The sequence below is a fragment of the Microcoleus sp. T3_D1 genome, assembly GCF_036700405.1.
GTDB lineage: Bacteria > Cyanobacteriota > Cyanobacteriia > Cyanobacteriales > Microcoleaceae > Microcoleus.
Genome location: NZ_JAUBOV010000141.1, coordinates 7,503 through 8,762, shown reverse-complemented (window position 1 = coordinate 8,762; position 1,260 = coordinate 7,503). Strand labels below are relative to the sequence as shown.

Here is a 1,260-nt window from a genome sequence, read left to right as displayed (position 1 = left end):
TTCCCCAGATCCGCCGTTGCAGGTGTGCCACCAAAGATGCCTGTTGCGGCATTAAATGTTAACCAAGTCGGTAAAGCGGTTCCGTCTTCCTTTGTTGCGGTGTAAATTAAAGGATCGTTTTCAGCATCGGTAAATGTACCCGTTGGTACTGTATAACTAAATGCTGTGTTCACCGTAACTGATTTATCGGTAATTGCAGTAGCGACAACTGGAGCGGTATTTTTAGTGAAGGTAACTTGGTTATCTGTACTGGTACTGGCTGTGTTAGGGTTCCCAGCTAGATCCGTAACCGCATTGGCATTAATACTAGCGATCGCAGTACCCGCTTGAGTCATGCCACTGACTGCCACATTGTAAGTTGTACCACCTCCTGTCACCTCGGTGGTAGTGGGTCCGGCGGTACCACTGAGAGTAACTTTCGTCTTATCAAACCCCGTCACCGGTTCACTAAATTGAACGGTGTAGTTAATCAGGGTATTTGCCGTCGGGTCGGCTTGACTACTTCCTTGGTTAATCGTGACAGTGGGGGCGATACCATCAATGACCAGGGCTTTACTCCCTCCCAGGGATAGGGCTGAACCCAAGGTGGGGAGGGTTAATATAGCATTAAGTCCCCCAATATCTTGAATCGTGCCGCCATTGAGGGTGAGGGCATTTATGGTCAGAGATTCTAGGTCAAGGGACTCGTCTCCCCCTTGGACAATATAGTTAAAAGTGAGGGTTTTACCGCCGGTACCACTGCTGTAGGTAGCATATTGGTCGGTAGTTCCGGTTTCCAGTTGCAGTTGAGGTTTGCCCACGACAGTAACAGGGACATCAAATTCCGTGGTAATGCTAATGGTTTGGCCAATACCATAGAGACCATCTAGGGTAGTGGAGGTGACACGGGTGATGGTTGGAGAGCGATCGCGCAGGAAAATGTCACGAGAGCTGTTAGTGTCCCCTGTCACCAGGTTGGAATCAGACTCAAACACCACATAACGCCCATTGGCTGAGATACTGGGATTAAAGGAGTCCCTATTTCCCTCAGCAGCAGCGGAGTCAAGGGAGAGGCGGGTGGTGGTGTTCGTCTGTGTATCTCGCAGGAAAATGTCAGGCCTGTTGTTAGTGTCCCCTGTCACCAGGTTGGAGGCAAAAGAGTAAAACACCACATAACGCCCATCGGGTGAGATACTGGGCTGATCGGAGCCGTTATTTCCCTGAGCAGCAGCGGAGTCAAGGGAGAGGCGGGTGGTGATGTTCGTCTGTGTATCTCGCAGG

Annotated in this window: 1 protein-coding gene; it reads right to left on the bottom strand. The window is 50.4% G+C overall.

What is annotated here, in order from left to right; all coding sequences use genetic code 11:
- Positions 1–1,260, bottom strand: a 1,260-nt coding sequence (locus QT992_RS32250) for a putative Ig domain-containing protein (protein ID WP_333378641.1), incomplete at both ends; no start/stop codon positions are given.